The sequence below is a fragment of the Spirosoma pulveris genome, from assembly GCF_054781875.1.
The window spans coordinates 105,890-132,192 of record NZ_BAAGTO010000006.1 but is presented as its reverse complement, the minus strand read 5'-3'; the positions used below and the strand labels follow the sequence as shown (position 1 = coordinate 132,192).

25 protein-coding genes and 1 pseudogene are annotated in these 26,303 nt (G+C 54.3%); 12 read left to right on the top strand and 14 right to left on the bottom strand.

Features of this window, described 5'->3' with window-relative positions:
• The 7 genes and pseudogenes from ACYVJM_RS20280 to ACYVJM_RS20250 all read left to right on the top strand — a co-directional run.
• Positions 1-848 (top strand): annotated as a pseudogene (locus ACYVJM_RS20280) (hypothetical protein); the annotation flags it as partial.
• Between the two features lie 18 nt (positions 849-866).
• Positions 867-2,324: a hypothetical protein gene (locus ACYVJM_RS20275; RefSeq protein WP_461150057.1), complete on the top strand. Its 1,458-nt coding sequence runs from the start codon at positions 867-869 to the stop codon at positions 2,322-2,324.
• 75 nt (positions 2,325-2,399) lie between these two features.
• Complete coding sequence (locus ACYVJM_RS20270; protein WP_461150056.1) at positions 2,400-3,428, top strand: T9SS type A sorting domain-containing protein; 1,029 nt, start codon at positions 2,400-2,402, stop codon at positions 3,426-3,428.
• A 34-nt stretch (positions 3,429-3,462) separates the two neighbouring features.
• Complete coding sequence (locus ACYVJM_RS20265; protein WP_461150055.1) at positions 3,463-3,606, top strand: hypothetical protein; 144 nt, start codon at positions 3,463-3,465, stop codon at positions 3,604-3,606.
• 117 nt (positions 3,607-3,723) lie between these two features.
• Positions 3,724-4,062: a LytTR family DNA-binding domain-containing protein gene (locus ACYVJM_RS20260; RefSeq protein WP_461150054.1), complete on the top strand. Its 339-nt coding sequence runs from the start codon at positions 3,724-3,726 to the stop codon at positions 4,060-4,062.
• A 69-nt stretch (positions 4,063-4,131) separates the two neighbouring features.
• Positions 4,132-4,695 carry an RNA polymerase sigma factor gene (locus ACYVJM_RS20255; RefSeq protein WP_461150053.1) on the top strand — a complete coding sequence of 188 codons (564 nt, stop codon included), beginning with the start codon at positions 4,132-4,134 and terminating at the stop codon, positions 4,693-4,695.
• Between the two features lie 269 nt (positions 4,696-4,964).
• Complete coding sequence (locus tag ACYVJM_RS20250) at positions 4,965-6,173, top strand: acetyl-CoA C-acetyltransferase (protein WP_461150052.1); 1,209 nt, start codon at positions 4,965-4,967, stop codon at positions 6,171-6,173.
• On the opposite strand, the gene ACYVJM_RS20245 is transcribed toward ACYVJM_RS20250, so the two are convergent.
• On the bottom strand, positions 6,170-6,625 hold the full coding sequence (locus tag ACYVJM_RS20245; RefSeq protein WP_461150051.1) for a PIN domain-containing protein: 456 nt from the start codon (positions 6,623-6,625) through the stop codon (positions 6,170-6,172). The genes ACYVJM_RS20250 and ACYVJM_RS20245 overlap by 4 nt on opposite strands.
• Complete coding sequence (locus ACYVJM_RS20240; RefSeq protein ID WP_461150050.1) at positions 6,615-6,857, bottom strand: hypothetical protein; 243 nt, start codon at positions 6,855-6,857, stop codon at positions 6,615-6,617. Before ACYVJM_RS20240 ends, ACYVJM_RS20245 begins: the two co-directional genes overlap by 11 nt.
• 42 nt (positions 6,858-6,899) lie before the next feature.
• Between ACYVJM_RS20240 and ACYVJM_RS20235 the strand changes: the two genes are divergently transcribed.
• On the top strand, positions 6,900-9,068 hold the full coding sequence (locus ACYVJM_RS20235) for a 3-hydroxyacyl-CoA dehydrogenase NAD-binding domain-containing protein (RefSeq protein ID WP_461150049.1): 2,169 nt from the start codon (positions 6,900-6,902) through the stop codon (positions 9,066-9,068).
• Positions 9,069-9,112: 44 nt separating this feature from the next.
• On the opposite strand, the gene ACYVJM_RS20230 is transcribed toward ACYVJM_RS20235, so the two are convergent.
• The 4 genes from ACYVJM_RS20230 to ACYVJM_RS20215 are packed head-to-tail and all read right to left on the bottom strand — an operon-like array spanning position 9,113 to position 12,665.
• Positions 9,113-9,688 carry a ribonuclease HII gene (locus ACYVJM_RS20230; RefSeq protein ID WP_461150048.1) on the bottom strand — a complete coding sequence of 192 codons (576 nt, stop codon included), beginning with the start codon at positions 9,686-9,688 and terminating at the stop codon, positions 9,113-9,115.
• 46 nt (positions 9,689-9,734) lie between these two features.
• Complete coding sequence (locus ACYVJM_RS20225; RefSeq protein WP_461150047.1) at positions 9,735-10,805, bottom strand: VWA domain-containing protein; 1,071 nt, start codon at positions 10,803-10,805, stop codon at positions 9,735-9,737.
• 4 nt (positions 10,806-10,809) lie between these two features.
• Positions 10,810-11,802 (bottom strand): hypothetical protein, encoded by a 993-nt coding sequence (locus ACYVJM_RS20220; protein WP_461150046.1) that lies wholly within the window; start codon positions 11,800-11,802, stop codon positions 10,810-10,812.
• Complete coding sequence (locus tag ACYVJM_RS20215; RefSeq protein WP_461150045.1) at positions 11,802-12,665, bottom strand: DUF58 domain-containing protein; 864 nt, start codon at positions 12,663-12,665, stop codon at positions 11,802-11,804. The genes ACYVJM_RS20220 and ACYVJM_RS20215 overlap by 1 nt, the downstream gene beginning before the upstream one ends.
• An 83-nt stretch (positions 12,666-12,748) precedes the next feature.
• On the opposite strand from ACYVJM_RS20215, the gene ACYVJM_RS20210 reads away from it, so the two are divergent.
• From ACYVJM_RS20210 to ACYVJM_RS20200, 3 genes are all read left to right on the top strand, one after another.
• Positions 12,749-13,123 carry a DUF4296 domain-containing protein gene (locus ACYVJM_RS20210; protein WP_461150044.1) on the top strand — a complete coding sequence of 125 codons (375 nt, stop codon included), beginning with the start codon at positions 12,749-12,751 and terminating at the stop codon, positions 13,121-13,123.
• Positions 13,120-14,484 carry a protoporphyrinogen oxidase gene (gene hemG / locus ACYVJM_RS20205; protein WP_461150043.1) on the top strand — a complete coding sequence of 455 codons (1,365 nt, stop codon included), beginning with the start codon at positions 13,120-13,122 and terminating at the stop codon, positions 14,482-14,484. Before ACYVJM_RS20210 ends, hemG begins: the two co-directional genes overlap by 4 nt.
• A gap of 72 nt (positions 14,485-14,556) precedes the next feature.
• Complete coding sequence (locus ACYVJM_RS20200; RefSeq protein WP_461150042.1) at positions 14,557-15,372, top strand: polyprenol monophosphomannose synthase; 816 nt, start codon at positions 14,557-14,559, stop codon at positions 15,370-15,372.
• Positions 15,373-15,437: 65 nt separating this feature from the next.
• Here the strand turns inward: ACYVJM_RS20200 and egtD are convergent, their stop codons facing one another.
• The 5 genes from egtD to ACYVJM_RS20175 all read right to left on the bottom strand — a co-directional run bounded on the left by egtD (position 15,438) and on the right by ACYVJM_RS20175 (position 21,257).
• The gene (egtD, locus tag ACYVJM_RS20195) at positions 15,438-16,397 is read right to left on the bottom strand and encodes an L-histidine N(alpha)-methyltransferase (RefSeq protein WP_461150254.1); all 960 of its coding nucleotides are present in this window, start codon (positions 16,395-16,397) and stop codon (positions 15,438-15,440) included.
• A 47-nt stretch (positions 16,398-16,444) separates the two neighbouring features.
• On the bottom strand, positions 16,445-17,641 hold the full coding sequence (egtB, locus tag ACYVJM_RS20190) for an ergothioneine biosynthesis protein EgtB (protein ID WP_461150041.1): 1,197 nt from the start codon (positions 17,639-17,641) through the stop codon (positions 16,445-16,447).
• 104 nt (positions 17,642-17,745) lie between these two features.
• Entirely contained in the window at positions 17,746-18,018 is a 273-nt protein-coding gene (locus ACYVJM_RS20185) for a UBP-type zinc finger domain-containing protein (protein ID WP_461150040.1), read from the bottom strand.
• An 86-nt stretch (positions 18,019-18,104) separates the two neighbouring features.
• Complete coding sequence (locus ACYVJM_RS20180; RefSeq protein ID WP_461150039.1) at positions 18,105-19,766, bottom strand: FAD-dependent oxidoreductase; 1,662 nt, start codon at positions 19,764-19,766, stop codon at positions 18,105-18,107.
• Positions 19,767-19,850: 84 nt separating this feature from the next.
• Entirely contained in the window at positions 19,851-21,257 is a 1,407-nt protein-coding gene (locus ACYVJM_RS20175) for a sensor histidine kinase (RefSeq protein WP_461150038.1), read from the bottom strand.
• 82 nt (positions 21,258-21,339) lie between these two features.
• On the opposite strand from ACYVJM_RS20175, the gene ACYVJM_RS20170 reads away from it, so the two are divergent.
• A complete protein-coding gene (locus ACYVJM_RS20170) occupies positions 21,340-22,233 on the top strand; it encodes a ChaN family lipoprotein (RefSeq protein ID WP_461150037.1) in 894 nt (297 codons plus the stop codon).
• A gap of 13 nt (positions 22,234-22,246) precedes the next feature.
• On the opposite strand, the gene ACYVJM_RS20165 is transcribed toward ACYVJM_RS20170, so the two are convergent.
• The 3 genes from ACYVJM_RS20165 to ACYVJM_RS20155 form a co-directional block, all read right to left on the bottom strand.
• Positions 22,247-22,636 (bottom strand): iron chaperone, encoded by a 390-nt coding sequence (locus tag ACYVJM_RS20165; protein ID WP_461150036.1) that lies wholly within the window; start codon positions 22,634-22,636, stop codon positions 22,247-22,249.
• A gap of 25 nt (positions 22,637-22,661) precedes the next feature.
• Complete coding sequence (locus ACYVJM_RS20160) at positions 22,662-25,109, bottom strand: alpha-L-rhamnosidase-related protein (RefSeq protein ID WP_461150035.1); 2,448 nt, start codon at positions 25,107-25,109, stop codon at positions 22,662-22,664.
• Between the two features lie 102 nt (positions 25,110-25,211).
• Positions 25,212-26,270, bottom strand: coding sequence for a hypothetical protein (locus tag ACYVJM_RS20155; protein WP_461150034.1), 1,059 nt, complete (start codon positions 26,268-26,270; stop codon positions 25,212-25,214).
• Between the last annotated feature and the right edge of the window lie 33 nt (positions 26,271-26,303).

Below are 26,303 nucleotides of genomic sequence, written 5' to 3'. Positions count from 1 at the left end.
CCCGTTCCGCGGCTGAGAATAATAGCTGGTACTCGGTGACCTATGGCAACGGGTTGTTTGTGGCGGTGGCTGGTGATGGTACCAACCGGGTGATGACCTCGCCAGATGGTATCACCTGGACGGCCCGTACCGCGGCTGAGAATAATAGCTGGTACTCGGTAACTTACGGTAACGGGCAGTTTGTGGCGGTGGCTGGTGATGGTACCAAGCGGGTGATGACCTCGCCGGATGGTATCACCTGGACGGCCCGCACCGCATCGGAAAATAACCAGTGGAATGGGGTGACTTACGGAAGTGGGCAGTTTGTGGCCGTGGCTTCTAATGGTACCAACCAGGTGATGACCTCGTCAGGAGGACCATCGGTCAGCATTGCCCCCTCTTCGCAAACCATCACCAGCGGTAGCAGTGTTACCCTCACTGCATCGGGAGCAACTTCGTACACCTGGAGCAACGGCAGTACGGCCAACCCGCTGGTGTTGTCCAACGTCACCAGCACAACCGCCCTCTCGGTAACGGGCACGACGGGTACTTGCTCGGCCACGGCTACCGCTACCGTCAGTGTGACCGCCCTAAGTGGCCCTGTCCTCAGCATTGGCTCTATCGTGCCGCCGGTACTGGGGCCCGGCAACTGCCCGGCTATCATGAACTTCACCGGATCGGGGCTGAGCTTCACCCTAGTCGGGCCTCAGTTTAACTCCAGCTATCCCGTGCGGGGTGGGGCCGTCAATCGAACACTTTCCTTCAGTGGCATCAAAACAACCGGGCAGTACACCGTCTGCGCCGTAGGCAATGCTGCCCAGACACCCGTTTGTCAAACCTTTACCGTAACCGGTCAATCTTGTCCATAATCAATCCCCAATAACTCTATGAAACAGTCAATCTGGTGCTGCCTGCTGATGTGGGCATTACTCCCCCTCGCGGGAAAGGCCATCAATAAGTCTGCCCCCGCGAAGGCCAATCATTCAATTACTACGAATCTGACTTCTTTGTCGATTAGTATTACGCCCGCATCGGCGACCTACACCGTCGGGCAAAGTGTTACGCTCACCATCACGGGCGGTACTACAGGCACTGCCTATTCGCTCCTGCTCTACGAAGGGGACCCCAACACGACCAATGCATTGGGGGTAGACCCGATCATTAACAGTGAAGGTAGTGTGACCAACAACACCATTACGTGGCAGGCGGGCCAGACAACCGCCTGGTTTGCGGTTCGCTTACGGGCTGGCTCTGAAGGCAGTGGCCGTCTGTTCGATATTTCAAATCAAACGGCCACCGAGTATGCCGATACGCCACCAATTCAGATTTTACCCAAGCCTGCCTTATCGGTAACGTTTTCGCCCAGCACGCCCACGTACACAGTGGGCCAGAGCCTGACCCTGAATGTGACGGGGGGTATAGTTGGGGAGGTTTATTCCCCGCTGCTTTTCGATGATGCCAGTTACACCAACGACCTGACGGCTTCGCTGCTGTCGCAGGGAACGAGTCAGCAAAATGGCAATGCCCTGCGCTGGATGCCGGGGATGAGTTCGGGACAAATCTACGTGACGTTTGCCGGGGGAGCCGTGGGGAGTGGCCGTATTCTGGAGGTAACGAATACCGATTTCAGCCATTACAAAGACAGCCAGGGTTTAACGATTGTTTGCCCTACCGTGAGCATCAGTCCATCCTCGCAAACCATTGCTTCGGGCGGCAGCGTCACGCTGACCGCATCGGGCGGGGCCACCTACACCTGGAGCAACGGCAGTACGGCCAATCCACTGGTAGTGAACAACATCACCAGCGCCACAACGTTCTCGGTCACGGGTGTAACGGGTGGATGTTCGGCGACGGCCAGCGCGGCCGTGAGCGTGACCCAGGCCGCCCCCACCGTCGACCTGACCCCTTCGCTCACTCTGCCCCAGGCTAACTTTGCCGCCACCGGGGCTGAAGCTATCCGAAACTTCACGATCAGTCTGGTCGAAACCGGCGGGCAACCCACCGCCACCGGAGCCACCGTGATCACCATCACCATTCCCCTGGGCTATGCTATCGCCTTCAACAGTGCCGCCACCAGTATCGCCGTCACCGGCGGAACCACCACCACGGTCAACAACGCCAACTGGAATCTGACCACCTCCTCAGACCTCCAGCTCACCCTGACCATGAAACCGGGACAAAGCATCGGGGCCAGCGGCCAGTCCACCCTGGGCTTCACCATCACCCGCTCAGGAGCCAGCAAGGGCAGCGCCAACATCACCGTCAATGTCAACGACGATGCGGGCCAGACCTACGATGTCAACACAGCCAATAACATTTTCGCCCGTGTCATCAACGCCCTCTAAATCACCCATCCCGTCGCCAGACCAGCACCCTAGCGACGGAATTACCATTTTTTTTCACGTTTAATTAATACCTCTATGTTTCGTAAACGTTTACTCATTACCCTGCTCACCCTGGGTAGCCTCTACCAGGCCCAGGCCCAGGACCCCGGCGTCGGCGGATTCATCGTCTCCTCGCCCCTGGCCACCAATGCCGCCGGTACCGTTAAGGTCAACATCCTCAACGGCTCCTCTACCCCCATCCCCCAGGCCAACAACGCCACCTGGACTATCAACCTGCCCCCCAACATCGGCGTCACCGGTAACAGCATCAGCCCTACCGCTAGCAACATCGCCGTGACCGTGGGCACCTACAGCGCCATCACCGGCACCATCGTCACCCTGGTCAGCAACCTGGGGGCCGTGCCCGGCAACGCCAACTACACCCTCACCCTCAACGTCATTGGCGTAGCCCCCGGCACCGATGCCCCCATCAGCATCAATGCCTCCTCCAGCCCCGCCGTGGGCACCAACATCAGCGGCAACGACAATGCCAGCACCACCATCACCGTCACCGGCCCCCTGCCCGTGGCCCTGGTGAGCTTCACCGCTCAGGCTCAGCCCGACAAACGTGTTGCCCTGGCCTGGACCACCGCCTGGGAAACCAACAACAAAGGGTACCGCATCGAGCGCTCCAAAGACCTGATCACCTTCGAGACCGTCGGTGAACTGACCGAAGTGGCCCCCAACAGCACCGGCCTCACTAAGTACGGCCTCACCGATTCGACCCCTTTTCTGGGCACCTCCTACTACCGGCTCACCCAAACCGACCTCTCGGGCAAGGCTACCGTCTTCCCCGCCGTTTCGGTGGTGATTCGCGATGAGGCTTATGGGGTCTTCCCCAACCCGGTGGCCAGTGAGGGCGGCTTTGTGCTGCGGCTGGATGAACCCCAAACGGCCGTACTAGGCTTCTACAGCCCCCAGGGTCGTGCCCTGCCGTTGCAGAAAACGGGTGTTCAGTCGGGGAATCTGCTGCTAAAAACCAGTGGCCCCTTGCCCGCCGGTATCTACCTGCTCACCGTCCAGGAGCGCGGCCAGATTCGCCAGCACCGGTTGGTAGTCCAATAGTCGAGTTCGTTTTATCCTTTCATTTTTCCCGTCTATGAACACCAGGAAACAACCGTCCACCGCGACGCCCAAGCCCAAGCGGGCTTATAAATCACCCAAACTCAAAACGCTGGGTAACGTTAAAAAACTCACCCTCAAGACTGGCTCAGCCACCGATGGCTTTGGCTCCTTTGGCTAAGTCCATCCGCCTTTCAGTGAGTTGTCAACGTTGTGAATAAACAGGGTCAGGGCGCATCCGGCAAGTTAGCCTGCGCCCTGACCTGCTTTGCTCAAACCACTTCCCTATTCGCAACCCATGAAACGACTGACCACCAAACGCGCCCATTATCAGTATGATCCCCAGCAGATCCTTTACCTGACGGGGCGTGTCAACTACTGCTTTGTCCATTTAACTACCAACGAGGTTATTCTGGCCTGTGGCACCCTCAAATGGTTTGCCACCAAGTGGCCCCACTTTATTCGAGTCCATAAAACAACCCTCATCAACCCCGCCTATCTGGCCACCTTCCAGCCCGCCCCCAAGGCCAGCCTGACCAGCTTCATCACCATGACCGACCAGGCACAACTCAAGATTGCCCGACGACGGCTCCACGCCGTCCAGCACGCAATCGCCCAGCTTGAGGCTGGCTTTTAGACGACAACTCGTTTCTACTAACCACCGTTTCCTGATACGTATTCTTCACACTTACCCACACATCACACTATGGCCCCCCTCTCCGATCAGGCCCTGATTGCCCTCTACCTGACCACCCACAACAAACGATACTTCGCCCAGCTTTATAACCGCCATCGACTCCGGGTCTATCAACTCTGCCTCTGCTTTTGTCACGACCCCCACGAGGCCGACGACTTCACCCAGGACATCTTTATCCGACTCACCCACAAAATCGGCTCCTTCAGCGGCAACGCCCAGTTCACCACCTGGCTCAACCGAGTCGCTACCAACTACTGCATCGATCAGTTGCGGGAGCGTCAGCAGCGATTGACCCTCTACCAACGCTATGCCGATGAGATGGCCCAGCCCAGTATCTGGCCCAGCGAGGCCGATGAAACCGCCTTTCAGCTCATGCAGCGGGTGATGCGCCAACTCTCGGCGTCCGAGCGGGAGTTACTGGCCATCAAGTATGGCGACAGCGTGACGCTCAAAAGTATTGCCCGTAAGCAGAAGTTGACGCTGAGTGCCGTCAAGATGCGCATCAAACGCGCCCGCTCGCGGGCGCGTTTGCTCTACAATCAGTTGCATGCGCAGGTCGAACAAAGCTTTTAAGCGGGAAAAGGTATGTATCTAAGTCCGACTCAGTACTCGTATATGTGCCTGACGCTGCTGGTTTTGCTGGTGGTGGTTGGAGGCCTGATGATCTATTTCTTACGGGAGCGACCACAGCGGTAAGCTTTCCGTCAACAGAAGCCAGGAATTTCTTCTTTCTGCCAATGAAATTATCAATTTAGCCCTATTCACCTTGTGACATTCAGCTTTTCCCGTACTTTTGCTTGATTGAAAACCGTATGCACGCATACTAATTTTTCGACAGAATTATGGCTGAAGCCTTCATTTATGATGCCGTTCGCACCCCTCGGGGCCGGGGTAAAAGCGACGGCTCGCTGCATGATGTGCAGCCCATTCAACTCCTCACCAGTGTCCTGCGCGAACTCCGCGACCGTAACCAGCTCGACACTTCTCTTGTGGACGATGTGATTATGGGTTGCGTAACGCCCATTGGCGAACAGGGGGCCGACATTGCCCGCACAGCCGCACTCGAAGCCGGTTACGACGAATCGGTGGCGGGGGTGCAACTTAACCGGTTCTGCTCGTCGGGGCTTGAGGCCATCAACATGGCGGCTGCCTACGTGATGTCGGGGCAGGTCGATGCCATAGTAGCCGGTGGGGTCGAATCTATGTCGCGGGTGCCGATGGGTTCCGATGGGGGTGCTATTTTCATGAATCCACAGATTGTGGCCCGTCATAACATCGTTCCACAAGGTATTTCGGCGGATCTGATCGCGACCAAATACGGCTATTCCCGGTCGGATGTGGATACGTTCGCGGCAGAATCGTACCGCCGGGCCGTGGATGCGCAAGCCGACAATCGGTTCCACAAAACACTCGTCCCCCTCAAAGACGAGATCGGTATGACGCTGCTCGACCGCGACGAAGGTGTCCGTCCCGGCACCACTGTTGAGAGTCTGGGGAAACTCAAACCCGCTTTTGAAGCGATGGGGCAGATGGGTTTAGATGCCCTGGCGCTCCTTAAATACGCCCAATACGATAAAATCAACCACGTTCACCATGCGGGCAACTCTTCACAGATTGTCGACGGAGCCGCCGGGGTGCTGGTTGGCAGCCGGGCGTTCGGCGAGCAGTCGGGGCTCAAACCCCGCGCCCGAATCAAAGCGTTTGCCATTGTCGGTTCTGAACCCACGATCATGCTCACGGGGCCAGTTCCAGCCACGCGCAAAGTCCTCAAACGGGCGGGCATGACCATCAGCGATATTGATCTCTTCGAGGTAAACGAAGCCTTTGCCGCCGTGCCCCTGCTCTTCATGGAAGAGTTTGGCGTAAATCACAGTAAGCTGAACGTAAATGGGGGAGCTATTGCGCTGGGTCATCCGCTGGGCGCTACGGGTGCCATCATCTCGGCAACGTTGATCGATGAGCTGGAGCGTTCGGGGAAGCAATTTGGCCTGTCGACGCTTTGCATCGGGGGCGGCATGGGCATAGCCACCATTTTTGAACGGGTCAATTAAGGAGCTATATCATCAACCGAGCGAAAAAGCTGAATGCCTTCGCCTAAACAAGCGGGCGAAAAGTCAGCATCGTAACTGGCGATTCTCTCAATTCCGTTGAGTTTACAGGTAGCGAGAACAAGGAAGTCGTTAGGAAGTGGATTGTACTGTTCCGTATAACTGAGGTAAAGGGGAATGACGGCCGAACCGGGCTCAAGAAAGGTCATGTAGCTTAAAAAATCGGCCGGGTTGTGCTGCCCAATGATAGCAGGAATTGTTTTGTCCCGTTTCAACGTCAGTGGCGCCTTGCCACCTTCAACGATAAGTAGGTAGAATATGTACTCGCTTAGAACAATCTGATTGATACATGTCTCATACTTATCGTTTAAAATTAGATAATCGAATAAGTCTGTCTGTGTTCCTTTAGTGCTTTCAACCGGAATAGAACTGTCCAGGAAGATCCTACTGCTCATAAACATTATAATCGCCTTCCGTGAAGTCAGTCTTAACCCGGTTAAGTTTCGCAAAGAATGCCTGGGCAGCCTCTGCTAATGTTGTTTCCTTTGTCTGAGACTCTTCGGTAGGTTGTGACTCTTCTTTAGCCGGTCTAAACTCAATAATAATGGGCTTATCGCGCATTTCGTCCGGCACGTTGAAGGTAATCTGGCCGTTCTTCGACTTTTGAATCAGTCTGATAGCGCCCATGTCATCTTTGTTTTTGGTAAAAATACAACAAACTCTTCTTGCATGATCACCTACACCGTTGACCAGAATATAGCCATTATTTCGTGGGCGATGACCACCTCTCCCATGAACGTCCTCAACGACGAGTCGATTCCGGCATTTGACGCGGCTCTGCAACGTGCCTTTGCCGATGAGTCGGTTAAGGGCCTGATTATTACCTCCGCCAAGCCTGAATTCGTAGCGGGTGCCGACCTGAAAATGATCCTTCGCGCGAATGATAAGCCCCCCGCCGAGATGCTGAAGGTCTCATCGGAATTGAACCGGGTATTCCGGAGTATCGAAACCTCGGGAAAACCGACGGTGGCGGCCATCAACGGCACCGCGCTGGGGGGCGGCTACGAAATCTGTCTGGCCTGTCATCATCGCATCGCTCTCAATAATCCAAAGACCCAGATTGGCCTGGTCGAAGTAACCATTGGCTTGCTGCCGGGAGCCGGGGGAACCCAGCGACTGCCCCGTATGATTGGTATTCAGGCCGCATTACCGCTTATTCTGGAAGGCAAAAAAGTGGGCGTTCAGGAGGCAAAGAACCTCGGCATGATCGACGACATCGCGGAGAGTCCCGATGAGATGATGGTCAAAGCCCGCGCCTGGATTGAGGCCAACGGAACGTCTGCCGGGTCAAAGCCCCTCAAACCCTGGGACGAGATAGACCGGAAAACCGGGAAGATTGTCGGCAAAGACAATTTCAAGGTACCGGGCGGTAACGTACAGAGTCCGGTGGGGGCGCAAACGTTTGCCGCAGGAACGGCTATGGTCATGGATAAAACCAAAGGCAACTACCCTGCCCCGCTCGAGATTATGGCCTGTGTCTACGAAGGCTTGCAGGTCAACATCGACCGGGCACTGATAATCGAGGCACGACACTTCGTGAAAGTGGCGACCTCGAACGTGGCAAAGAACCTCATCCAGACCATGTTTCTGGGCATGAACGAGGCCAACAAAGGCGCCAGCCGCCCGAAGGACCAGGGCAAGACCGATGTCAAAAAGCTTGGCATTCTGGGCGCGGGCATGATGGGCGCGGGTATCGCTTACGTATCGGCGCAGGCCGGTATTGAGGTTGTTCTGAAAGACACATCGGTCGAGGCCGCCGAAAAAGGGAAAGACTACACCCGCAACCTGCTTCAGAAAGGCGTTGAACGCGGCAAAATTGATCCAGCCAAAGCAGACGGCATCCTGAACCTGATCAAACCCACAGCCGATGTACTGGATTTGCAGGGCTGCGACCTGATCATCGAAGCCGTTTTTGAAAACCGGGAGCTAAAAGCGCAGGTAACCCGAGAAGCCGAACCCATGCTGGCACCGGAAGGCCTCCGTGTGTTCGGCTCCAACACCTCTACCCTGCCCATCAGCGGACTGGCGCAGGCATCAGCAAAACCCGAAAACTTCATTGGCATTCACTTCTTCTCGCCCGTCGACAAGATGATGCTCGTGGAGATTATCGTGGGCAAACAAACGTCGGATTATGCACTGGCTGTTGCCATCGACTTTACGCGAAAGATTCGCAAAACGCCCATTGTCGTCAATGATTCGCGTGGGTTCTACACCTCCCGCTGTTTCAGCACGTATTCGTCGGAGGGGATGGAGTTGCTGAAAGAGGGCGTCAACCCCATCCTGATCGAAAACGCCGGAAAAGATGCCGGGATGCCCGTTGGCCCACTCGCTGTAACGGATGAAGTGGCCCTTGATCTGGTTTATAAAATTGCCGGGCAGGGCATTAAAGACGGTGCTGTTCGCGAAGACGATACCAGTTACGCAGTGGCGAAGCAGTTCGTTGAGCTGGGCCGATTTGGTAAGAAAGCCAAAGCCGGTTTTTACGAGTACGCCGATGACCGAAGCAAAAAATTATGGCCGGGTTTACAGGACCTATTCCCCAAAGCCGACCAGCAGCCTACGCTCGCTGAGGTAAAAACGCGTTTGCTTTACCGGCAGGCCATTGAAGCGGTGCGCTGCTTTGAGGAAAACGTGGTTCGAACAAAGCTGGATGCCGACCTCGGTTCTATTCTGGCCTGGGGTTTCCCGGCCTACACGGGTGGAGCCGTCTCGTTCGTAGATTTCGTGGGCGTCGAAACGTTCGTCCAAACGCTGGATCGCCTGGCCGACCAGTACGGCGAACGCTTCCGCCCAACGACAGCCCTGCGGGAACGGGCACAACTAAAGGCATTGGTATAAATGGGCGCAATCTGGCGCGGGTATTTATTCGCGCCAGATTGCGCCTAAAGCAGCCGAAAGCTCATTCGGTGGTATTTGGTTGGGCCAAACTGCCGGATGGCGGCCCGGTGAATGGGCGTGGGATAGCCTACATTCTGCGCCCATCCATAGGCCGGAAACTCCAGCCCTAGTTGCGTCATCAGGTCATCGCGGTACGTTTTGGCCAGCACCGACGCGGCTGCAATAGACAGATAATGGGCATCGCCTTTGATGATGCAGGTGTGTGGCGTCATTGGGTACGGCACAAACCGATTGCCATCGACCAGCAAATGCTCCGGCTTGACGGTCAGCGCATCGATGGCCCGGTGCATCGCCAGAAAACTCGCCTTCAGAATATTGATCCGGTCAATATCCTCGTGCGATACCTCGGCTACGGCCCAGGCTATGGCATCGCGCTCAATATCTTTTTTTAATACTTCCCGCTGCCGGTACGACAACTGTTTGGAGTCGTTCAGGATTGGATGGGTATAGTTTTTCGGTAAAATAACCGCAGCCGCTACCACCGGTCCGGCCAGACATCCGCGCCCAACTTCGTCCAGTCCGGCTTCGAGAACATCAGCATTATAATACGATTTCAGCATAGGTATGCAAGTCGCTGGTGGCTGATCAATGAGTTACCACAACCCATTAATCTTCCAGTACGTTACCAAAAATTGTGTTTTTCAACAGCAGTGTACTCAACAGGAAGGTGATACCCCAATACATATAAATCCGGTAGTAATCCTGAATATCCTCATACACCCGTACGCGGACCGGCGCTTTTTCAAGCTGACTGATCTGCGCAAAAACGGTCTTGAGCCGGCCGCTGTCTACGGCCCGGAAAAAACTTCCCTTACCAATCGTAGCGATCTTCTTCAGCACGCCCTCATCCACGGTAGCCGCTTCCGATGCGGATACCACCGGCCGCCCAACGGCAATGGTATATACTTTGATATTGAATGCCTTTGCCAGACTTGCGGCCGTAATCGGGTCCAGATTACCCGCTGTATTATCGCCATCGCTCAATAGAATAATCACTTTGCTGCGCGCGAGCTTCCACGGTTCCGCTTCCGGCTGGGTCGTATCTGCGGAGGTTGCGGAACGGTCGCGCATGCGGTTTATGCAGCGGGCCAGCGCATCGCCAATGGCCGTGCCCGATGTTCGGATCATGTGATCGTTCAGGTCGCTCAGGTATTGGTTCACCAGATTATAATCCGTTGTGAGCGGGCAAAGGGAAAACGCTTCTCCGGCAAAAATAACCAGGCCAATCCGGTCGTTCTTACGGCCATTGACAAAGGCCTGGGCCACTCGTCGGGCGGCAGCCAACCGGGTCGGCGGAATATCCGACTCGCTCATCGAAACCGATACGTCCATCGCCAGCATAATATCGATCCCTTCGGACTGCTCTTCGCGTAGCTCCCGGATAATCTGCGGGCGAGCCAGCGCAATGAGCAGGCAGGTCATTCCCAGAAACATAGTCAATGGCAACAGGTAGCGCCCCAGGCTGAGCAACGACTGAGCCGTTTGCCTGCCCCCCGCATCGGCGGACATCTGCCCAATCGACATTTTCAGTTGTTGCCGCGACTTTCTGGATAGGGAATAACGGATGGCGATCAATAACAATACAACCGGAATCAGCCAAAGCGCCAGCGGGTGCGCCAGTTGAAACTGCTGCCATTGCGATGGGCTAAACCAATGAAGTGAGTACCAGGGTTTCATATGGTCAGGAAGAAGCTGATTCAGAAGACGTAGCCGAATTAGTGTTTACCTCGTTCTGCGGGCTGTCGGGACGTAAGGTAGCCCGGCTACGAATGTACATCTCCGTGGCCACATCTCTTAACACCAGCAGTGCCGATTGCGACTGCGCCGTAAAAGTGCCGCCGTAAATCATCTGATCGGCATCCCGGAGCGCGTTCGTCACGCGTTCGTCGTGAAACCGGTCGGCGAGTTCGGACGTGGTTAGGGAGCTGTACGGTTGAGGGTCCAGTTGCTCCAGATACATTTTCCACATCACCACGGCCTGGTTGGCTATTTCGGCCGCCGTTAGCGGACTGATCCGCTCGTTTAACCGTGTATACTCTCGTAAAAACCGCGCATGCCGCCGATTCAGGATATATAATCGCCACTGTTGGCGGGCCAGACTGCCAAACAACAGGTACAAGGCGCCAACAACCAGGCTAACGCCTAAAAAACCGATGAGCAATGCCCCGTAATTGAACTGCTGCTGCAGGGGAGCCAGTGTCGTTTCGGTAGCCAGTGTAAGCGAACGCGGGGCAAGCGAATCCGATAACGACCGGGTTAGCTTCGACCGGAGGAAAACCGTATCGGTCAGCGTCCACTGCGCCGTGCAGTCAACGGCATTGATAGTCCGCACCGGCACCCTCAGTAGCTGCACCGAATCTGTTTCGAAGGATACCAGAGTGTAAACGGCACTATCCCGGCTCAGTGCTTTTGGTCCATTGCCGGTTGTTTGTGTCGCAAAAACAGCCACTTTCTGCACCCGATAAGGCGTAAAGGCAAGGGCCGTATCCGGAAACAGCACATCGACGGTTGGCGCATGATGATAGGTCAGCGAATAGCGGAACGGACGGCCAATTTCGATACTGTCGGTTAAGAAGTACCCCTTTGGCGGAAACTGACGGGGCGGCATCTGCCCCCGGCCCGAGCCGGAGAACAAACAGAAACCAACAAGAAAGAGCCGGATAACTTGCTTCATTAGTATTTTCTGACCCTGAACAATTCGACAAGTTTCGGCACAAAATCCTCCTGCGAATCGAGCGCGAGGTAATTGGCATTGTATTGTTTGCAAAGCCGCTCCAACCGTTCCTGATTCTGTTTAAACGTATTATACAACCCGCTTCGAAACGAAACAGACGACGTGTTGACCCAGACCGTCCGCCCGGTTTCGGTATCAAGAACCGGAATAATGCCCAGTCTCGGTAGCTTCACCTCGCGCTGGTCGTACAGGTGAATGACCACTAAATCGTGCTTTTTGGCCAGCGCTTTAAGGTTGTGCTCATAATTGAGGTCAATAAAGTCAGACAACAGAATGACAACACTCCGGCGTTTGAGGGCGTTGAGCGTAAACAGCAGGGCATCGGCAATACTGGTTCGGGTCGATTCGGGCTGCAGCTTAAACAGGCTCATAATGAGCTGATACCCGGTTTTCAGTCCATTGCCCGGCTTGATGTATTTCTCTTTCTGATCCGAAAAACAATACATGCCTACGTGGCTGGCTTCGCGAATGGCCGACAGCGCGAGCACCCCGCATACCTCTTTTGTGGTGTCCAGTTTATTACGCTGCCGGGGGCCAACCTCCTGCGAGGCACTCACATCGACAACGAAGAAAACGGTTTGGTCTTTCTCTTCCCGAAAAACTTTCACAAACGTTCCGTGTCCTTTCGACGACACGTTCCAGTCGATCGCCCGTACATCATCGCCATACTGATAGGTACGCAAATCACTGAACTCCAGACCCGTTCCTTTAAAAATGGACCGAAAGCTGCCGCGCATCTGCGAGTTCACCGCCTTGCGAATGCGAATATCGAAATTACGGAGCCGGGCCAAGAACTCGTCCATATAAACGGGCGTTATATTTTTTTAACAGCCAATCCCGAACTTTGCTACGAGGGATTGCCTTACAAAGCTACCCATTTAAGCGTATGCTTCGAAACCAATATCAACGGCATCTGTGGAGTATGCTGCTAAGCGGCTGGCTGATCGTAGCCTGCACAGCTCCCGAAAACGAGCCCCCGGAAAACTTACTCACGGAGGAGCAAATGGCTAGTATTCTGACCGAGGTACATCTGGCCGAAGCTAAAATCAGCCGGATCAATCTGCGCTCCATCGACTCATCGAATATTGTCTATAAACACTTGGAGAGCGCTATTTTCAAGAAGAACGGCGTCGACACCGCCACGTATCGAAAAAGCTATATCTTTTATTCGTCGCATCCCGCCGACATGGAATCCATTTACCAACGGGTTACGGAACGGTTGAAGAAAAAAGTGGACGCGAATACCCCAAAAACTTCATGACAGTTGGTATTATAGGGGCCGGTATTTCGGGGCTCACGCTAGCCTATGAACTACAACGGCGGGGTACGGCCTATCATCTATGGGAAGCATCCGATCGGGCCGGGGGCTACATCCGCTCGCAGCGGGACTGGCCCGACGGCCCGGCCGGACGTAGTTACCTGCGTGAACTTGGCCCAAACTCCCTCCTTGGCGATGCTACTTTACTGGACTGGCTCGATGAACTGGGCCTGACGCCTGACCTGACGTTCAGCCAGCCCGTGAGCAAAGCCCGGTTTATCTTTCGCGACGGAAAATATCGGCAGCTACCGTTGGGGCCTCCGTCGCTGCTGTTCGGTAGTTTTTTTAGCTGGAAAACCAAGCTGGCCATCCTCCGCGAACGGAACAACAAAACGGTGTCGCCCCCCGGCGAAACGCTGGGTCAGTTTTTCAGACGCCGTTTTTCCAGCGAGATCGTCGATTATGCCCTTGGACCCTTTGTGGCGGGCATCTACGCCGGAGATCCCGAACAACTGCTGGTTTCCGAAACGTTTCCCAGCCTGCTTCAGTACGAAAAAGAATATGGCTCGGTGCTGCGTGGCCTGATCAAGAGCCAGTCGGCCGGTGGGTCAGCTGTTGGCCGTAGGCAGTCGTTCAGTTTCCGGGAAGGGATGCAGATGCTGCCTGACGCGCTGGCCGCCAAACTAACCGGCCTTTCGTTAAACGAGGCCGTCAGCCGGATCAGCCTAACCGCAGATGGCTGGCAGGTTGAAACAAAAACCGGCAGTACAGTGGTCGACAAACTGGTACTCGCGGTTGGAACCGATGCGGCTGCCCGGTTGCTGGACCAGCGCTACCCCGACCTGGCCCGTACGCTTCAAGCCATCACGTACCCACCCATGACGGCCGTTCATTCGGCTTACAAACGCGCCGATGTCCGGCATCCACTCAATGGCTTTGGGGGATTGAATCCAGCCATTGAAGGGCGTTTTGCCGCCGGACACATCTGGAGCAGTTCGATCTTTACCGGTCGTTGCCCGGACGATGAAGTTCTTTTTACCACGTTCGTAGGCGGCCAAACCGGCGCGCGCAACACCCAACAGCCGGATAGCGTACTGGCTGAAAACGTACATAAAGAACTGGTCGATGGTTTTGGCATCACAGTTGCTAAACCTATTTACCAGTCCCTCTTCCGGTGGGAGCGGGCCATCCCGCAGTATGACGCGACAATTGCCTCGGCCAAAGAACCGATTAGGGCCGCTGAAGCTGACCAACTGTTTGTTTGTGCCAACTGGTATGGGGGCGTGTCTCTGTCTGACTGCATTGGGAAAGCCCGAAAATTGGCGGGTGAACTGTCTGTCAGGCAAGATATTAAGAATTTTTAATGATTTTATTAGACAAAATTGGAGTACTTTGCTGTTATAGAAGTAACCCTGATTTAACTCACTCAATAGCCTGTGAAAGAGCGCTTAGTCGTAATCCCAACCTATAACGAAATTGAAAACATCGAAGCAATTATCCGAAAGGTGTTCAGCCTGCCGGAGCCTTTCGATGTCCTCATCGTAGACGACGGCTCCCCCGACGGAACGGCTCAGCGCGTCCGTGATATACAGGAGGAGTTTGCAGTTATGGATACGGCTCAGCGGGGGTCGGCAGCCCGTCTTCACCTCCTCGAACGACGGGGTAAACTTGGGTTAGGCACCGCTTATATTGACGGGTTCAAGTGGGCTTTGTCGCGTGGGTATCAGTACCTGTTCGAGATGGACGCTGATTTTTCGCACAACCCCGACGACCTGATCAAGCTTTACCACGCCTGCGCCGACGAAGGACCCGAGCGGGCCGATGTAGCCGTGGGTTCCCGGTATATTCGGGGGGTTAATGTAGTGAACTGGCCTATGGGTCGGGTGCTGATGTCTTACTTTGCGGGGGTCTACGTGCGGTTCATTACGGGCATGACCATTATGGACCCAACTGCGGGGTTTGTGTGCTACCGGGCCGAAGTGCTGGAAGTTATTCTGCACAACCCAATTAAATTCGTAGGCTACGCGTTTCAGATCGAGATGAAGTTCACCTGCTGGAAATACGGTTTTCGAATTAAGGAGGTGCCCATTATTTTCACCGATCGTACGCGGGGCGTTTCTAAAATGTCCTCCAAAATCTTCAAGGAAGCCGTTTTCGGAGTACTACAGATGAAAATCAGCAGTTTCTTCCGGCACTATATTCCCCGTCGGGAAGCCCCCAAACGCGTTGAAGAACCGGTTAGCGCAGTCTAATGTAACCGGCGTAAGCAGTTTTCTTTCGGTAGTCCATTCTTACCATTCAGCCAGTAATTGTCATTCTACCGGGTAAAAATGACGTCAGCAAAGTAGCCTTTACTATCGGTGAACCAGCCCGTCAGCGAAAAGCCGGTTTGCTGCGCCAGATTCTCGATCTGGCCCCGGTTGAATTTGCGGGAGATTTCAGTATGGATGATCTCGCCTTCCTGAAAAGGCACCTGCATGTCGAGCGCTTTAATACCTACAACCTGTGCCTTCTGGCTAACCAGATACGAGCGGGCCTCACCTGTTTCGGGACTGTAAGTCTCGTAATGGTCGAACGCGGCAAGGTCAAAATCAGCGTCGAGGTCGCGGTTGATGCGACGCAGTAAATTCAGGTTAAACGCCCGCGTCAACCCCTGTCGATCGTTGTAAGCCGCATGAACAACGGCCGGGTTTTTCTGTAAATCAAAGCCCGTCAGGACAATGTCGCCGGGTTTGAGCCGGTCGTGCAGTTGCTGATAAAACCCAATGGCATCGTTGGGGGCAAAGTTGCCAATATTGGAGCCTAGAAAAAGAACAACTTTCCGACTGTCGGTTTCGCTTGACAAATGCTCTAACGCACTAAAATAATCGTCGTGGCGTGGATTCAGCGGCAAGTCCGGCCACTGCTTCCGTACATCGACCACCAGCCCTTCGAGCGCATCCGCCGAAATATCGACCGGCGCATAGGTAAAGTCGGCGTGCTGGCTTTCGAAGAAACCAAGCAGAATTTTTGTTTTTAGTCCGTCTCCTGCCCCTAGCTCTACCAATTCGAACGGGCGGTGATCGGGGGTAATCAGTTGCAGCAGATCCGCTTTGTATGTATCCAGCACTTCGTATTCCGACCGCGTCAGGTAATACTCCGGCGAACGCATGATCTCGGCAAAAAGCCTGCTTCCTTCGGCATCGTAAAAGAATCGTGACGACAGGGCCTTGGGGGTTTTCTGCAAGCCTGTTCGTACTTCTTCGGCCAGCGCATCGGCGTCCGGATCGTGGATCATGCCCTCAACGTCGTCTACGCCAGACTCCGTCCCTCCTGCTCCAAGCGCTATGCTTCCGTCACTAAACGTATTCCGGTATACTGCCATCGTTTGTCGGGTTGAAAGAAATTGCGGTACGTTGGTCGGGAATGCCCGTCGGGTGTAGCCACGGAAGCACCCCGAAGCACCATCTGTCCGCTCATAAATTTACCGTTGTACTCGCCTACGGCCCCTTCGGCGGTCTGGAAACCGGGGTAAGGCAGGTAAGCCGAATTGGTCCACTCCCACCGGGCGCCCCAGTTGAGTGCGGGAGCCACCGTAGACACGGCGACTTCCCATTCAAATTCGGTGGGTAGCCGCTGCCCTTTCCAGCGGGCGTAAGCATCGGCTTCGTACTGGCTCACGTGGCAAACGGGTGCATCCGGATCGACCGGTTTGAGGCCGTCGAAGGTGTAGTACCACCACGTGCCATCGACCAGATGCCAGTACAAAGGTGCCTGAATGCTGTTTGCGTTTACCCAGGCCCAGCCATCGGAGAGCCAGTACCGGAAGTTACGGTAGCCACCGGCTTCGATAAACGCCATATAATCCCCGTTGGTGACCAGCTTACCGGCCAGGGTCGTATTAGTTAGGTACACTTTGTGTGCGCCTACTTCATTATCAAAATGGAATGCATTATCGGCCTGCCCATCTATTGGTTGAAAACCAACGGTGTAAACACCTTCCTTAATGAACACCGGCGATCCGCTCTGCTGTGGCTGGTGCTCCGGAAAAGGCATTTCGACGGCGGGCAGCAACGGGTTATGCCCAAGAATGTATTTGATATCAGTGATAAGCAATTCCTGGTGTTGCTGCTCGTGGTTCAGTCCCAGCAGGATCAGCGCGTGCAGATCGGGCGAGAGGTCTGCTGTATCCAGAAACCGCCCCATCTGCTCATCGACATAGGCTCGATAGGCATACACGCCAGCCACCGTAGGACGGCTCAGGTTACCCCGGTCGGTACGCAGTACGCGCCTGCCAACCGTTTCGTAATAGCTATTGAAAACGTAGCTGAAATCTTCGTGAAAGATGCGGTAACCGGGGGCATTGGGAACAAGCACGAAGGTCTCCCAAAACCAGGTGGTATGGCCCAGGTGCCACTTGGGCGGACTTACATCCACAACGGGCTGCACAACATAGTCCTCGGTTTCGAGGCCGCGACAGATGGCTTCGGAATGCAGCCGTACGCGGAAATAGTATTCGGTAAGCGTTTGTTCGGCAATCATTCAGGTGTGCGGTAGTTGAATTTCGGCATACAAGGACGGCAAGGGTTAGCCGAAGCCGATCAGCAAAACCCTATAGACTTGTAACAGGATATGAACGTTGTTGTTCAATACCCAACCATTTGTTCGTCCACAAAGCACCAGAGCCAGCGTTCGCCCGGCTCGGCCGAGGCCACCACCGGATGACTACTCGCGTGAAAATGCTTTGTGGCGTGTTTGTTGGGCGATGAATCGCAGCAAAGTGTAGTACCACAGGTTTGGCAGGTGCGCAGATGCACCCACGAAGCACCCGTTTTGATACATTCTTCGCAGACGTACTCAGCAGCCGTGCGAAGCTCCGTTATAGAGGAGAGGTGTTGGCAAATGGTTGGTTTCAGCATGGAAGGTGTTATTTAGGATATAGGATGTAGGATATAATTGACCACATTATACATCCTATATCCTACATCATACATCATACAGTCAATCAGTTTTCTGCCAGGTATTTATGGACAAAGCTTACGGCCATAGCGCCTTCGCCTACGGCCGATGCGACACGGTTCATAGCCCCGGCCCGCACGTCGCCAGCAGCAAAGATGCCCGCGCTGCAGGTTTCGAGGGAGAACGGCTCCCGGTTGTACCGCCATACCTTTTTGAAATCGGCGTATTTGGCCAGATCCCGACCGGTGGCAATGAATCCTTTAGGGTCTTTGATGATGTCCATCTCGATCCAGTCGGTGAGGGGCTTGGTGCCGATGAAGATGAACAACCCGGCGGCTTTTACCGTCCGGCGTTCCTTGGTATCCATATTTTCCACCACCAGGCATTCCAGCCGCTCGTTACCCAGTCCTTCTACCACTTCCGTACAGCCGAGCACGGTGATGTTGGGCGTCTGGGCAATCTGGTCGATCAGGTACTGCGACATCGTTTCGGATAGATCGGGGCGACGAACGCAGATGCACACTTCGGAGGCCGTCCGGGATAAATACATGGCGCCCTGCCCGGCCGAATTACCTCCCCCGACAATGTAAACGGGCTTGCCTTTGAACGCGAAGGCCTCTGTAGTAGCGGCTCCGTAGTACACGCCCGCTCCGGTATATTTATGCAGGCTCTCATTGTCTAACTGGTGGTACGACACGCCGGTGCTCAGAATAATGGACCGCGCCACCACCTCATTGCCGTCACCCAGCCGAATGTGTTTGTACTGTCCCTGCGACGTGATCGACATCACCTCCTGCGGAGCCAAAAACTCCACGCCAAAGCGCTGGGCCTGGGTAATGGCCCGCCGGGTGAGGTCGGCACCACTCAGACCATTGGGAAAACCCAGGTAGTTTTCAATCCGGGAACTGGTTCCCGCCTGTCCGCCGGGGGCGCGTTTGTCGATCAGGATCGTTTTTAGTCCTTCTGAGCCACCATACACGGCAGCGGCCAGACCGGCCGGACCGGCCCCGATAATCGCCAGGTCGTAGAGTCCTTCGGAGGCTTTGGGCTGCAGCCCCAGCTTTCCGCCCAAATCGGCCAGAGAGGGTTGGGTAAGTACCGAGCCATCGCCGAGCAAAATAGCGGGCAGGTCAGTAGTACTCAGGCGGTGGAGGTCGAGCATTTCCTGTGCCGCCGGGTCACTTTCAATGTCGAGCCATTGATAGGGGAACAGGTTGCCCGCCAGAAAATCCTTTAACTCGTGCGAACGGGGTGAGAACTGATAGCCGATCAGTTTCAGCCCCTCAAACGGCGGACGGTAGTTCGACTGCCAGTCGCTCAGCAGATCGTCCAGAACGGGGTACAGCTTTTCTTCGGGCGGGTCCCAGGGTTTGGCAATGTAATAATCGAGTTGTACCTCGTTGATGGCCCGTACAGCTGCGTCGATGTCCGAGTAGGCTGTTAGCAGCACCCGTTTGGCATTCGGGAACAGTTGCCGGGCCTGCATCAGAAACTCCACGCCCGTCATACTCGGCATGCGCTGGTCCGACAAAAACAAGGCAACCTCCTCCCCTTTTTTCTTTAATTCGGGCAGGGTAGCCAGTGCCTCCTGCGACGAGCTGGTACACACGATCCGGTATTTTTTTCGGTATTGCTGGCGCAAATCGTGCTGAATGGCCTGCAACACCTGTGGGTCGTCGTCAATGGAAAAAATGATGGGTAGCTTCATAAAGTCGAAAGAGTGAAAGAATGAGAGAGCGAGAGAAGAAAAGAGTAAGGAAAGCGCCCATTGACTCGTTCGCTCCTGCACTCTTTAAACCGGTAAACAAACACTAAATTCGGTATGCCCTGGTTCTGATTGTAGCTTGATGGAGCCATTGTGGTGCTTAATGATTCCCTGCACAATATCGAGACCCAGACCCGTACCTTTTCCAATCTCTTTGGTGGTAAAAAAAGGCTCAAAGATTTTGTCTTTTATATCCTCCGGAATGCCACTTCCGTTGTCAATTACTTTCGTCACAACAAACTCCGACCCATCGGACCGCCGGTCGGGTTGACTAATGATGTCGAGCGTTCCCCCGTCGGGCAACGCATCGATGGCGTTGTCGATCAGGTTCGTCCAAACCTGGTTCAGCTCGCCGGGCCAGCCGCAAACGGGCGGCAGATCGTCGGCGATAGTCAAATTTAATTGAATATGCTTGCTTTTAACCTTATGATCCAGCAAAACAAGCGTACTTTTCAATCCTTCGGCAAGCGGAATCTGCTGTTTTCCCACGCCCCGATCCATGTGCGTATAATTCTTGATAGAGCCAGTGAGTGTCGAGATGCGCTTGGAGGCTTCGCTGATGTCGGAAACCAGCTTTTCCGTGACCAGGTTATTGACCAGCCAGTTGATAACGCCCACGAGATTTTCATCCCCGATCTTCTCCAGAATCCAGTCCAGATCGTCGACCGTAAACCCGTAATCGACCAAAGGGCTGGCGAGGTCCATGCTGTCATCCACGCCGTTGTCATCCAGCCAGTCGGTCACTTCGTCTTCCAGGCTGGTTCGTTCGAGCAGGGTTAAGGTGCGGGCATCGGCAGCGCGCTGCTGGTCAACCTTTTTGAAGAAGACCGTATTGACCGAGTCGACCTGCTCATCGGTGAGGTTGAGGTGCATGATGGCCTTGAAAGCCTCGGGAGTAGCCCGCATGTGTACTTTGAGCGTATCGGCCGAGCGCACCACGGCGGCTACGGGGTTGTTCAACTCATGCGCCAGCCCCGCCGATAAGCGCCCCAGCGACGCCATTTTCTCGTTCTGCTGCGTCAGTTTGGTATAATCCCGAACGCGGGTGGTCATCTGATGCACCATGGCTTCGGTCAGCTCATAACACGCATGAATCAACTCGGGCAGCTTATCGCGGTGGAGTTTGAGAACATGTATAGGCGTTACCGAAATCAGCCGATTGGAGATGCTTTGCATGCGCGAGAACGGAAGCAGACCCAGCAGCGAATGCGGTTCGTACGTCAATATTTCATCGGCGGCCCCGTTGACCCCGCCATCAATTCGAACCCGGCCTTCGAGCAGCAGAATCAGGTGATGAATCGATTCGTTAGGATTATAAAGTACGGTTTCTTCCGGGTACGACTCTTGATCGGCCCGGTCGATAACCCACTGGAGCTGCTCATCGGGAACATTCGCAAAAGCAGGGAACTGTTGCAGTGTTTCTAATAAATTCATGGGAGCGAAGGTGTTACTGGTCAGACGGGTAACTAATTGCCGCTCAAATTGGTTACAGCAATGCCAAAGAACTTCCTGCCTGATGCGCTTCACTCTGCTGTTTCTCTGTTTTCTGGGCTTTGCTTTCCGGGCCGATAAGCCTGCCTACCGCCTTTATACACCAAAGCTTAAAACGACCACTTACACCCAGTTGCTTCGGCAGGCTGCGGAAGCCGATGTGGTGCTGTTCGGCGAACTCCACAACAACCCGATTTGCCACTGGCTTGAGTTTCAACTGACAAAAGACCTTCAGGCGGCTAAAAAAGGCGGCCTGGTGCTCGGCGCCGAAATGTTTGAGACGGATAACCAGTCCGCCCTTACCGATTACGTACAGGGACGAACTACGGCCAAAGAACTGGCTTCGCAGGCTCGTCTGTGGCCCAATTTCGATACAGATTACAAACCCATTACCGATTTCGCCCGGGAGCAGCACATTCCGTTTATCGCCACAAACGTGCCCCGGCGGTATGCCCGGCTGGTTTCCAGACAGGGATTAACGGCTCTTGACACGATCACTGCCGATGCCAAACGCCAGCTGGCCCCCCTGCCCATAAACGTCGACCTGACGCTGCCCGGCTACAAAGCCATGATGGATATGATGGGTGGCAACGAGGGGCATGGCACGGCAAATCCACACGGCGGCCAAACCGACATGATGGCCAATTTTGCCCGTGCGCAGGCAACCAAAGATGCGACAATGGCTTATTTTATCCTGCAAAACTGGAAACCGGGCCAAACGCTGCTCCACTTCAACGGCGACTATCACTCCAAGAACTTTGAAGGTATTGTCTGGTACCTGCGGCAGAAACAGCCCGATTTAAAAATTCTGACCCTCTCGTCTGTCGAGTTGTCGGACATTGACAAACCCGATACCGACAACCGGAACCTTGCCAATTTCGTACTGGCCATCCCCGCCGATATGACGAAGACGTATTAGATGATGTCATACATCAACGGGACTTTGCCAATGGTTTCTTTTTTTTACCTTTTACCCAATTTTGCTCAACCCTGTATTTTGTAATTCGGGCGATTAAATCGAGCGGCAGCGGTTGATCAAGTGGAAACTGCACGGAGCCTTTCGCGCCTTTATAACCGGCCAGTTCTTCCTTGAACGCGTCCAGTCCCTGCGGTGCCGGGTAGAAGCCGATATGGCTTTTGAAAGCGGCAAAATGAACCAGATTGCCATTCAGTTTTAGCGTTGGAATGCCATATCCAATGGTTTCTTCAGCATCGGGTGCCGCTTCGCGTAGGGTTGCCCGTACCCGTTGCAGCAGTTCCTGTACGTTCTCCGGGAATCCTGCGATATAGGCATCGATTGTTGTTACTGAAACGGTTTCCATGATGAATCGGGTGTGATGATCAAATTTACTGCAAACGCACGCGTAGTAAACTGCCGTTTAGCTCCACAAAATCAGAATCGGCATTATGCTGTACGGGCACTTTTTTACCATTTACCTGCCAGTTTTGGTATTTGCCTTTGGGAAAGGCCAGCCGTACGGTCCAGTTTGGTTGTTTTTGGGTAATCGACAATGTCAACTGCCCGTCCGCTTTGGCATAGTTCAGCGATACCATGTTATCGCCCATTGCCACTTTCTCAACGCTGGCGTTGTTCCAGGCATCAGGCATTTGCGGCTGAACAACGACTAGTTTTCGGGACGCTTCCGGACGAATACCGAAAAACTGTTTAACGATCGGGACGGCATAACTGTACATATTCCAGGCCTGCGTGACCATGCCGTAATCCGGCGATACTTCGTAAATAGAACCCGGAAAGGCATAGCTGAACGTTTTGGTCATTCGTTTCAGGTAGCCCAGCGCTTCGTCGGGGTGGCCATAGTTGTTCTCTCCAATCGTTGCTACACCCGTTGGCAAGGTCATTACTGCTCCGGTGTACGTAAATACTTTTTTGTTCAGGTTGAACGACCCCTCGTCGGTGCCGGCCGATTCGTCGCGGTCGATACCCGTTACAAACAGGCCAAACGGGTTGGTAAACTTGCTGGCCGTCCGAAGCGCAATAGCGGCTTTATCGGGATCGGCGACACCCGTTTCCATGGGGGTGTTGACCACCCAGTTATGGTGGAGCACGAACCCTTTTTTGGTATCGTCGGATAACGTCCGAAGTTTGCGTTGAGTGGCTTTCAGCTCCTCAACAGCCCATGGTTTGTGTAGTGTATCCGCCCGAACAATGGCCCCTTCTACAAGCTGCAAAGCCTCGGCTTTTGTCCCGATAAAATCGGCATAGGAACCACTTTCGGGCACCCAGAAATCGGTGTTTATTTTCGTCTTTAGCTGATCCGCTTTACGCTGGTAATCCATCGCCAGCGTTTTATCGCCAAGTTCTGCCGCCATGTAGGCCGCACTGGCAAAGGCATCCTGCGTGTACACCGCTACATCGATCATCTCGCTGTTCATGCCGTGTATTTCCATCATCCCGAAGCCGTCGGGGAGCAGGTTTTTGTCTTTGTCATTTTCGGCCAGCAACCAGGCCATCCCCTTTTTTACCGTCGGGAAGTACTTTTGAAGAAAGCTTTTGTCGCCGGTCCACCGATAAACCTCAGCAATCATGCTGGCAAACTGAGGCACTTCGTTCAAATTACCGGGGTTGAAAACCGCACCGTTCGTCGATACTTCGTGGATGATCCGGCCGTTGCCGTTTTCCTTTTCGGAGATTTTATTCAGCAGGTCGACGGAATCATACACCAGTTGCCGATTTCCCGTTGTGATCAGGCCTGTCAGGGTATAACAGCCATCAGCCCCAAACCACCACGGATAATCGGGCAAGCCCGCCGACAATCCCCGACCGATTTCGGGCACTTCCCGAATCAGCCAATCGGTATTGTATTTCACCCAGCGAAAGGCCTGTTCCAGCTTTTTGTCCGGCACTTTTACCGATGCCAGTTGGTCGATGGTGGCGTAGCGGGTTTTCTTGCTTGCCAGATACGCATAGGCATTTTTCTGAACGTCGGCAAAGGTCCGATTGGCTACCTCCGCCGATTTGTATGAACCGGCAATGGTAATCGGCAACTGTGTTTTGCCATTGGCGGGCACCGTGATCGTGTACACCAGCGAAGCCGCACACCCCTGTCCTGCCGATACAAATTCGCAGGATTTATGCTGATGGTGCTGGCGGGCGGGCACATTGGCCCCGAACACCACGAACCAGTCGTTTTTCTGATCTTTGGCGACCCAGGCCTGCATTTTTGTATCCCAGGTTGCCTGATCCGGTGCATCGATCATGTTGGTCCGTTCGCCCAGCCAGGTTGGACGCAGGTCCGTATGGGCTGTCCAGGTAAACTGAAGCGTGAGCGGTCTGGATTGCCTGTTGATAAAGGTGTATTCAACCACCATGCCCTCTTTATTGTCGGGCACAAACTGAAATCGCTCCATGTCCAGCCCGTCGGCAACCCGCTGGTACAGGTGCTTGTTGGCAAAGGGGTAGTTGATGAACGTATCGGCTTTATCGAGGCAAACCGATTGTTGATTGATGGATACAGCCGCCGTAAATCCATCCATTAATTTGATTGGATGGTCCCAGATGCCGCCCATCTCGCCGGTAATGTGCCAGCCCAGATCCGGGAACTTACTGTCCTGATGACCAACCATGTACAACCGGTTACCAGCCGTTACAAAGGGCGATGCCAGGTATTCTTTCTTACCGGAAATAGACTCGACCTGCTTCATAAGCCCCTGAAGCGGTTGCTGCGCGGCTGTTCTCTGAATACAGGTCGATAGTAGAACAGCCGCAACCAAACCGGCTGTAGAGACCTTATTTTTAGATAGAGTCCGTAAAACCGACTGACCGTGTGTTTTCATGAATTGCTCATTTATGCGTTCGTAAAGTTACGTCTTTACGCCCTGTTCGCCTATTCCATCTACCCCACGGCACTCCAACGGCCCACGTTCATACATCCTACATCATACCTCATACATAACAACGTATTCTGCTACCAGCGCCCAGCAGTGGGCTTCGCACTGCCAGCGCATTTGCATAAGCGATCGGTTGGCGAAGCGACGCAGCCAGGGTTGCTGGTAGGCCGTTAACAGACCCGCAATGAAAAAATGAAAAGTGTCGAAATCGCGCTCGATACCGTCCAGATTCACGGTTGGCAGTGGCTCACCCAATCGAAACAGGGCCGTTGCCAGCAGAATCTTCTCCAGTCGATTGTGCGCCCTGCTCAGCAGTTGTTTGGTGTCTTCAACCAGGCGCGGACGAATAAGCTCCAGCTCGGGAATGTCGAATGCCGACATGAGCCGGGCGAGGTGGTAACTGATCAGCGACGTTCGGGCGTAGTGGGGCGCACACTGGAACGGGTCCGCCACGTACCGACCCGATTCCACAATACCACGCAGATACGTCAGGGAATCGGCGTCGTGCTGATCGCGAGGTAAGTTGTACCGGTAGACGCAATACAGGATGTTGGATAGCGCACAGGCGTCGAAGTCGATGCCCATATTCTTCCCGAACCAGGTTGAATAAGCCCGCAGCGGCCGGTAGTCGGGATAGGTGTTTACGATCTGCTGCCCCTGGCTGCCGTTGGCGTGCTGCGCCAGCTTTGCTTTCAGCCAACGCCCGTTGGCGGGTGCAGGCGTGGTTGTCAGGTACACCATCGCCGTATCGTCGATATCGTCGGGAATGCGAAAATGGTCGAAGTGACGAAAAATATAGCCGTTGGAGAAATGCTGCGAAGGACGCGTAGGCCAAAAGTTGTATGTATTCAACCCATCTTTGTTCTTAAAAACAGGGTAAGCTGCCCTGGCCCTTTCGGTTATGCGGTCAACCCGTTCCCGGCTTCGGGCGGGTAATTTGGGCCGCAGATTTTGCAACGTAAAGACCGTCACGGCCGTAAAGAAAACATTGGTATCCGGACGTCGGTAAAAAATTAATTTATTGTGTCGGGATGACGCGAACAGGCCTGTTTCGTCCTGTAAATCAGCAATCCGTTGAGTAATAGCGTCGATAGATAAAGCGTCCATATTTTTCGTAAAAGTACCTTTCCATACGTTCTC

Excerpts from the sequence above, each read along its gene's own strand:
- ACYVJM_RS20185 (WP_461150040.1), bottom strand. The coding sequence starts at position 18,018 with ATGCTGAAACCAACCATTTGCCAACACCTCTCCTCTATAACGGAGCTT.
- hemG (WP_461150043.1), top strand. The coding sequence starts at position 13,120 with ATGACAGTTGGTATTATAGGGGCCGGTATTTCGGGGCTCACGCTAGCC.
- ACYVJM_RS20225 (WP_461150047.1), bottom strand. The coding sequence starts at position 10,805 with ATGAAACCCTGGTACTCACTTCATTGGTTTAGCCCATCGCAATGGCAG.
- ACYVJM_RS20250 (WP_461150052.1), top strand. The coding sequence starts at position 4,965 with ATGGCTGAAGCCTTCATTTATGATGCCGTTCGCACCCCTCGGGGCCGG.
- ACYVJM_RS20270 (WP_461150056.1), top strand. The coding sequence starts at position 2,400 with ATGTTTCGTAAACGTTTACTCATTACCCTGCTCACCCTGGGTAGCCTC.
- ACYVJM_RS20240 (WP_461150050.1), bottom strand. The coding sequence starts at position 6,857 with ATGGGCGCTATCAGACTGATTCAAAAGTCGAAGAACGGCCAGATTACC.
- ACYVJM_RS20155 (WP_461150034.1), bottom strand. The coding sequence starts at position 26,270 with ATGGACGCTTTATCTATCGACGCTATTACTCAACGGATTGCTGATTTA.
- egtB (WP_461150041.1), bottom strand. The coding sequence starts at position 17,641 with ATGATTGCCGAACAAACGCTTACCGAATACTATTTCCGCGTACGGCTG.
- ACYVJM_RS20260 (WP_461150054.1), top strand. The coding sequence starts at position 3,724 with ATGAAACGACTGACCACCAAACGCGCCCATTATCAGTATGATCCCCAG.
- ACYVJM_RS20170 (WP_461150037.1), top strand. The coding sequence starts at position 21,340 with ATGCGCTTCACTCTGCTGTTTCTCTGTTTTCTGGGCTTTGCTTTCCGG.
- ACYVJM_RS20215 (WP_461150045.1), bottom strand. The coding sequence starts at position 12,665 with ATGGACGAGTTCTTGGCCCGGCTCCGTAATTTCGATATTCGCATTCGC.
- ACYVJM_RS20245 (WP_461150051.1), bottom strand. The coding sequence starts at position 6,625 with ATGAGCAGTAGGATCTTCCTGGACAGTTCTATTCCGGTTGAAAGCACT.
- ACYVJM_RS20255 (WP_461150053.1), top strand. The coding sequence starts at position 4,132 with ATGGCCCCCCTCTCCGATCAGGCCCTGATTGCCCTCTACCTGACCACC.
- ACYVJM_RS20275 (WP_461150057.1), top strand. The coding sequence starts at position 867 with ATGAAACAGTCAATCTGGTGCTGCCTGCTGATGTGGGCATTACTCCCC.
- ACYVJM_RS20175 (WP_461150038.1), bottom strand. The coding sequence starts at position 21,257 with ATGAATTTATTAGAAACACTGCAACAGTTCCCTGCTTTTGCGAATGTT.
- ACYVJM_RS20230 (WP_461150048.1), bottom strand. The coding sequence starts at position 9,688 with ATGCTGAAATCGTATTATAATGCTGATGTTCTCGAAGCCGGACTGGAC.
- ACYVJM_RS20210 (WP_461150044.1), top strand. The coding sequence starts at position 12,749 with ATGCTTCGAAACCAATATCAACGGCATCTGTGGAGTATGCTGCTAAGC.
- ACYVJM_RS20180 (WP_461150039.1), bottom strand. The coding sequence starts at position 19,766 with ATGAAGCTACCCATCATTTTTTCCATTGACGACGACCCACAGGTGTTG.
- ACYVJM_RS20235 (WP_461150049.1), top strand. The coding sequence starts at position 6,900 with ATGATCACCTACACCGTTGACCAGAATATAGCCATTATTTCGTGGGCG.
- ACYVJM_RS20165 (WP_461150036.1), bottom strand. The coding sequence starts at position 22,636 with ATGGAAACCGTTTCAGTAACAACAATCGATGCCTATATCGCAGGATTC.
- ACYVJM_RS20160 (WP_461150035.1), bottom strand. The coding sequence starts at position 25,109 with ATGAAAACACACGGTCAGTCGGTTTTACGGACTCTATCTAAAAATAAG.
- egtD (WP_461150254.1), bottom strand. The coding sequence starts at position 16,397 with ATGATCCACGATCCGGACGCCGATGCGCTGGCCGAAGAAGTACGAACA.
- ACYVJM_RS20220 (WP_461150046.1), bottom strand. The coding sequence starts at position 11,802 with ATGAAGCAAGTTATCCGGCTCTTTCTTGTTGGTTTCTGTTTGTTCTCC.
- ACYVJM_RS20265 (WP_461150055.1), top strand. The coding sequence starts at position 3,463 with ATGAACACCAGGAAACAACCGTCCACCGCGACGCCCAAGCCCAAGCGG.